Source organism: Salipiger sp., from assembly GCF_059781815.1.
This window is the reverse complement of record NZ_JBYNAH010000118.1, coordinates 1-6,283: the sequence shown is the minus strand read 5'-3', so window position 1 is coordinate 6,283 and position 6,283 is coordinate 1. Positions and strand designations below refer to the sequence as shown.

Below are 6,283 nucleotides of genomic sequence, written 5' to 3'. Positions count from 1 at the left end.
CCGTCAGCGCAGGTAAGCCTGCACGTAGCCCGTGCCCTGCACCCGGCGCAGCGCCGATTGCAGCGCGCGCGGATCGCTGTAGGGGCCGACCACGACGCGGCGGGTCTCGCCGCTGCGCAGGTAGCGCACCGGCAGCCCGGCGCTGCGCAGCCGCGCGGCGGCGGCATCGGCCTTGCCCTCGGTGGTGAAGAGCCCGATCTCGACATAGCGTGCGGCCGGGGCAGCCTTCCGGGCCGGAGCCTCGGCCGCCGGGGTCGAGCGGGTCGAGATCACCCCGGTGCGGCGCGTCTGCGCCTCGGTGCGGCCGCTGGTGGCGATGATCTGCGCCGGCAACGGCGCCGGCTCGCTGTCGCGGTAGGCGATCTGCGGGTTGCGCGCCGGGATGCGCTTGAGGCTCAGGTCGTTGACCCGCGGCACGGTATTGGTCCAGCGCCGCTGGGTGGCATAGTAACCCTCGACGGTCTGCCACGCGCGGTAGCGGTTCAGCCGGTCATCCTCCCAGGCGGGGCGATACCCGGGCGGCACCACCGGCGGCACCTCGGAGCGCGCCTCCCAGACATGCTTCGGCACGATCCGGGTTTGCGACCGGGGAGAGAGGTCGGCCATCGCGACCGGGTCGTCACCCGGATCGACGACGCGGCTGTCATCCCAGCTGCCCTGTCCGTTGCCGTAATTGTAATAGACGTTCTTGCCGGCGCTCGGAGCCTCGCCCCGGCGCACTTCGGTGACGAAGGGGCTGGACTGCACGCCGCAACGCACGGTGCGACCGTTGGTCTGAATGGTACCGGTGGCGCCCGGCGGGCAAAGCTGAGACGGCGTCGCAACGCGCGGCAGCTGCGTCGTGACCGGGGCAGGCACGGTCTTGACCACGGTCTTCGGCGGCGGCGCCGAGGGCGGCTTGGAGGCCGGCGCCTTCACCACGCGCTGTGGCGCAGGCGTGGCCGGCTTCGAGGCCACGGTCTCCATCGGCTGGCGCGTGGTGGTCGTCCGGGTGGTGGTGGTGCGCGTCGGAGCCGGCGCCGCGGCAACGGCGGCGGGCTTCGGCGCAGGCGCCGCGGTCGGTTTCGGCGCTGGTGCGGGCGTCGGCGCGGCGGCGGTCGCTGTCGACTTGCCGAAGGTCGGCGGATAGCCGCAGACCTGATCGCGGTCGCGGGTCACCCGCGGCACCCAGATCACCGCCCCGTCATAACCCGCGCGCACGAAGACGCAGCCCTGGCTGTCGGCATATTGCGTGCCGGTGAAACTGGCCGGCGGCAGCTCGGCCGGCGTGTCGATGGTGGTGACCCCCTGGGCCAGCGCCGGTGTGAACCCGGCGCCCGCCGCTGCGGTGGTGATGGCAAGGAACGCCAGAGTTTTCAATCGCATGTCTGCCCCCACAGGATTGGCGGAATCATGCCCGATGAATATAGCTCTGTAAAGCGCGCTGACCGCTTATTTTGTGCCGAACATGCGGTCGCCCGCATCCCCTAGTCCCGGAACGATATATCCTTTCTCGTTCAGGTGATCGTCGAGCGCGGCGGTGATGATCGGCACATCGGGGTGCGCCTCCTTCATCCGAGCGACGCCCTCGGGGGCCGCGAGCAGGCAAAGGAAGCGGATGTCCTTGGCGCCGGCCTCTTTCATCAGGTCGACCGCGGCGACCGAGGAATTGCCCGTCGCCAGCATCGGATCGACAAGGATCACGCAGCGATCCTCAAGGTTCTTCGGCACCTTGAAGTAGTACTGCACCGGCTTCAGCGTTTCTTCATCGCGGTAGAGCCCGACAAAGCCCACCCGCGCCGCCGGCACCAGCTCGAGAATGCCGTCGAGCAGGCCGTTGCCGGCGCGCAGGATCGACACCAGCACCAGCTTCTTGCCCTCGATCACCGGCGCGTCCATCTCGCAGAGCGGCGTCTCGATGCGCTTGGTGGTCACCGGCAGCTCGTGGGTGACCTCGTAGGCCAGCAGCAGGCTGATTTCGCGCAGGAGCTGGCGGAAGGACGCGGTCGAGTTGTCCTTCTCGCGCATCAGGGTCAGCTTGTGCTGTACCAGCGGGTGATCGACGACGGTAAGATGCTGTTTCATGGCCCCGATGCTCCTTGCGCTTTGGTCGCCTTCCTCCTTAGACCTCGCGCCCCCGCGCCGCAACGCCCCGCGCCCTCGTGGCGCAGGGTTCCGGCGCGTCGGCTGCCGTTGCGGCAGGCACAGCCCGCCAAACAGGCGTCAGGCGCCCAGCCGCTTGAGCACCGCCTTGCGGGTCTCCTCGTCGCAGAACGCGGCCTCCGTGGAGGTCCGGGCGATCTCGGCAAACACCTCTTCGTCCCAGCCGAAGGTCTTCGCGAGCGCCTCGTACTCGTCGGCCATGGTGGTGTGGAAGAAGGGCGGGTCGTCGGTGCTCACCGTCACCTTCACGCCGCGCTCGCGCAGCTTCTCGATCGGATGTCTTCCGAGCGACGGGTAGACCCCGAGATTGACATTGGACCCCGGGCAGACCTCGAGCACGATGCCGTTCTCTACAAGCTTGTCCACAAGCGCCAGATCCTCGATCGCGCGCACCCCGTGGCCGATGCGCTCGACCCGCAGGTCGGTGATGGCGTCCTCGACTTCGCGCGGCCCGCGCCACTCGCCGGCATGGGAGGTCAGACGCAAGCCGGCCTCGCGGGCCATATCAAAGGCATAGGCGAAGTCCCTCTGCTTGCCCTGGTTCTCGTCCCCGCCCATGCCAAAGCCCACGATCCAGTCGCCGGCGGTCTCTGCAGCGCAGAGCGCCGAGCGCTTGGCGGTCTCGGGGCCGAAATGGCGCACGCAGGTGACAATTCCCCTCAGAGTTATCCCCAGGCTTGTCTCAGCCGTGTCCGAGGCCTCCCGAATGGCATGAAGATACTCACGCCACGCCCCGAGATCCCCTCCGCCGCAGAAGTCGGGCGAGATGAAGGTCTCGGCGTAAACCACGCCGTTCTCGGCGCATTCCTCGAGCACGGCGGTGGTCAGTCGGGCGTAATCCTCGGGGCTCTTCAGCACCGAGGTGGCGGCCTCGTAGACCGTCAGGAAGTGCACGAAATCGTTGAACGCGTAGCCGCCGCGCTCATCGAACACGCCATCGAGTCTGACCTTTTTCTCCTGCGCCAGACCGCGGATGAAGGCGGGCGGTGCGGCACCCTCGATATGCAGGTGCAGCTCGACTTTCGGCAAGCCCCGTATGGCTGCGATACGCTCCTCGTCCATTCCGGACTCCCTCACAAGAATGATTTTCCCGGCCCGCGGGCGGGAACGTTCAGATGCTTGGCGATGCTTGCGGCAACGTTGGCAAAGGCCACCTGCCCAAGCGCGCCCTCCCCGGCCCCGGCGACCAGCACCGGCACCCGCTCGCGGGTGTGATCGGTGCCGCTCCAGCTCGGGTCGTTGCCGTGATCGGCGGTGATCACGAGGATGTCGCCATCGCGCAAGCGCGGCAGCAGCCGGCCCAGCTCGGCGTCGAACCACTCGAGCGCGCGGGCGTAGCCCGAGACATCGCGGCGGTGGCCGTAAAGACTGTCGAACTCGACAAAATTCGCGAAGGTCAGCGATCCCTCCTCAGCTTTATCCACAAGCTCGGACAGATGGCCCATCAGCGTGGCATCGTCGCCTTTGTGCAAGTGATCGATGCCTTCCATCGAGAAGATGTCGCCGATCTTGCCCACCGCGTGCACCGTCCGGCCCGCCTCCTGCACCCAGTTGGTGAGGATCGGCTCCGGCGGGCGAATGGCGTAATCGTGCCGGTTGGAGGTGCGCTTGAACGCGCCCTCCTCGCCAGCGAACGGCCGCGCGATCACCCGCCCCACCTTCATCTCGTGCAGCATCGGCGCCATGCGCTCGCAGAGATCGAGCAGCCGCTCGAGCCCGAAATGCGCCTCATGCGCGGCGATCTGGAAGACGCTGTCGGCGGAGGTGTAGCAGATCGGCCAGCCGGTGCGGATGTGCTCCGCTCCGAAACGGTCGAGCATGACGGTGCCCGAGCCGTGGCAATTGGCCAGCGTGCCCTCGGTGCCGGCGATCTCGCAGACCGCCTCGATCAGCGCCTGCGGGAAGGCCGGCTGTTCGTCGGGGAAATAGGTCCAGTCCCACGGCACCGGCAGCCCTGCCAGTTCCCAATGCCCCGAGGGCGTGTCCTTGCCGCGCGAGCTCTCCGTCGCGGCGCCCCAGCGCCCCTGCGGCGCGGCGCCCAGTCCCGGCGGCAGCGTGCCGCTCGCCAGCTCCACCGCGCGCCCCAGCCCGAGCCTGTCGAGCACCGGCAGCGCCAGCGGCCCGCTACGCCCCTGCTCGGCCTCACCGCGCGCGCAGGCCTCGGCGATGTGCAGCAGCGTGTTGGCGCCGGTGTCGGGCTGACCGTCGTTGAAGTAGCTCGCCGCGTCGGGCGCGCCGCCGATGCCGACGCTGTCCATCACCACGAGAAACGCCCTCATCCGACGCGCTCCCGAACCAGCGGCCCGGGCTTTGCCGCCGCGCCCAGCGAGATCGCCGCCTGCACCACGCGCACCGCCTCGTCGGCCTGATCCTCGCGCGCCGCGTGGACCCGCGCCAGCGGCATGCCCGTCTCGACCCGCGCGCCGAGCCGCACCACGTCCGACAGGCCCACCGCCGGGTCGATCATGTCGGTCTCGACGGTGCGCCCGCCCCCAAGGCGGACCACAGCCAAGCCCAACGCCTCGCCGTCGATTGCCGCCACGTGGCCGGCCTCGGGCGCCGGCACCTCGCGGATCACAGTGGCCTCGGGCAGGAAGCGCCCCCAGTTCTCGACAAACTCCACCGGGCCGCCGAGCCCGTAGACCATCCGCCCCATGCGCTCCGCCGCGGCGCCGCTCTCGAGCGCCTCTCGCAGCCGCGCCTCGGGGGTGTCGAACCCGGCGCCCTCCAAGAGCGCCGCGCCCAACGCCAGCGTCAGATCATAAAGCGGGCCCTTGTCGCGCCCGGTCAGCACGCCCATCGCGGCGTCGACCTCGAGCGCATTGCCCAGCGCCGGGGCGATGGGCTGGTTCATGTCGGTGACGAAGGCGGTGGTCGGGCAGCCCGCGGCGTTGGCGGTCGAGACCAGCGCCTCGGCCAGCCTCCGCGCCTCGGCGTCGGTCTTCATGAAGGCGCCCGAGCCCACCTTGACGTCGAGCACCAGCCCCTGCAGCCCCGCCGCCAGCTTCTTGGCGAGGATCGAGGATGTGATCAGGTCGAGGCTCTCCACCGTGGCGGTGACATCGCGCACGGCGTAGAGCCGGCGGTCGGCCGGGGCGATCTCGGCGCTGGCCGAGACGATGGCACAGCCCGCCTCGCGCACCACCCGGTCGAAACGCGCCTCGTCTGGGGCGACGATGTAGCCGGGGATGGCGTCGAGCTTGTCGAGCGTGCCGCCGGTATGGCCGAGGCCACGGCCCGAGATCATCGGGACATAGCAGCCGCAGGCGGCCAGCGCCGGGGCCAGCACCAGCGAGACGCAATCGCCGATGCCGCCGGTGGAATGCTTGTCGAGCACCGGCCCGTCGAGATCCCAGCGCATGACATGGCCCGAGTCGCGCATCGCCAGCGTCAGCGCGACGCGGTTCTCCTCGGTCAGCCCGCGCAGGCAGATGCCCATGGCGAAGGCCCCGGCCTGGGCATCGCTGACCCGGCCATCGGCGAGGCCCTTCGCGAACCAGCGCAGCCCCTCGGTGGCCGGCTCCTCGCCCCGTCTGAGGGCGGCAATGACGGTGCGCGCGTCCATCACGTGCGATCCATGTGGTCCGCGCCGAAGGCGCCGGGCAGCAGCTCGGCCACGGTGGTTTCGAGCGTGCCGCCGTCGACCGTGGCCAGCGTCACGCGGGTGTCGCCCTTGGCGAACTCCGCCAGCTTCTGCCGGCAGCCGCCGCAGGGCGGCACCGGGTGGGCGCTGTCGGCGATGACATAGGCCTCGACGATCTCGGTCTCACCAGCGGCGACCATGGCGGCGATGGCGCCAGCCTCGGCGCAGGTGCCCTCCGGGTAGGCGACATTCTCAACATTGCAGCCGGCATAGATCCTGCCCGAGGGCGCACGCAGCGCCGCCCCCACCTTGAAGCGCGAATAGGGCACGTAGGCGTTTTCGCGCACGTCGCGCGCGGCTTTCTCGAGATCCACGTCCCAGACTCCTTCCAGACTTACGGACCCTCATGTTTGCGAGCCGCCCTGCCCGATTGCAACCCCGCAGCGACCACCTGCCGCGACGCCACCAGCGACGACCTCGATCGCCGCGCCCGGCCCGTTCGTCCGGCCTGCCTCCGGCGGGAGTATTTTTGACGAAGAGAAGCCAGGGGCGCTCTCC

The 6,283-nt window shown here is 69.7% G+C and carries 6 protein-coding genes; all 6 read right to left on the bottom strand.

Annotated elements, in window-relative coordinates; all coding sequences use genetic code 11:
- Positions 1–3: 3 nt before the first annotated feature.
- A complete protein-coding gene (locus tag AC6RA4_RS14500; protein ID WP_500161448.1) occupies positions 4–1,365 on the bottom strand; it encodes an SPOR domain-containing protein in 1,362 nt (453 codons plus the stop codon).
- 66 nt (positions 1,366–1,431) lie between these two features.
- The gene (gene upp / locus AC6RA4_RS14495) at positions 1,432–2,064 is read right to left on the bottom strand and encodes a uracil phosphoribosyltransferase (protein WP_500161446.1); all 633 of its coding nucleotides are present in this window, start codon (positions 2,062–2,064) and stop codon (positions 1,432–1,434) included.
- Positions 2,065–2,202: 138 nt separating this feature from the next.
- Entirely contained in the window at positions 2,203–3,204 is a 1,002-nt protein-coding gene (locus AC6RA4_RS14490; protein WP_500161444.1) for an adenosine deaminase, read from the bottom strand.
- A gap of 11 nt (positions 3,205–3,215) precedes the next feature.
- On the bottom strand, positions 3,216–4,421 hold the full coding sequence (locus AC6RA4_RS14485; RefSeq protein WP_500161442.1) for a phosphopentomutase: 1,206 nt from the start codon (positions 4,419–4,421) through the stop codon (positions 3,216–3,218).
- Positions 4,418–5,707, bottom strand: coding sequence for a thymidine phosphorylase (locus AC6RA4_RS14480; RefSeq protein WP_500161440.1), 1,290 nt, complete (start codon positions 5,705–5,707; stop codon positions 4,418–4,420). The genes AC6RA4_RS14485 and AC6RA4_RS14480 overlap by 4 nt, the downstream gene beginning before the upstream one ends.
- Complete coding sequence (locus AC6RA4_RS14475) at positions 5,707–6,099, bottom strand: cytidine deaminase (protein ID WP_500161439.1); 393 nt, start codon at positions 6,097–6,099, stop codon at positions 5,707–5,709. Before AC6RA4_RS14475 ends, AC6RA4_RS14480 begins: the two co-directional genes overlap by 1 nt.
- Between the last annotated feature and the right edge of the window lie 184 nt (positions 6,100–6,283).

Coding starts and splice junctions, on each gene's coding strand:
- AC6RA4_RS14485 (WP_500161442.1), bottom strand. CDS start 4,421: ATGAGGGCGTTTCTCGTGGTGATGGACAGCGTCGGCATCGGCGGCGCG.
- AC6RA4_RS14480 (WP_500161440.1), bottom strand. CDS start 5,707: ATGGACGCGCGCACCGTCATTGCCGCCCTCAGACGGGGCGAGGAGCCG.
- upp (WP_500161446.1), bottom strand. CDS start 2,064: ATGAAACAGCATCTTACCGTCGTCGATCACCCGCTGGTACAGCACAAG.
- AC6RA4_RS14500 (WP_500161448.1), bottom strand. CDS start 1,365: ATGCGATTGAAAACTCTGGCGTTCCTTGCCATCACCACCGCAGCGGCG.
- AC6RA4_RS14490 (WP_500161444.1), bottom strand. CDS start 3,204: ATGGACGAGGAGCGTATCGCAGCCATACGGGGCTTGCCGAAAGTCGAG.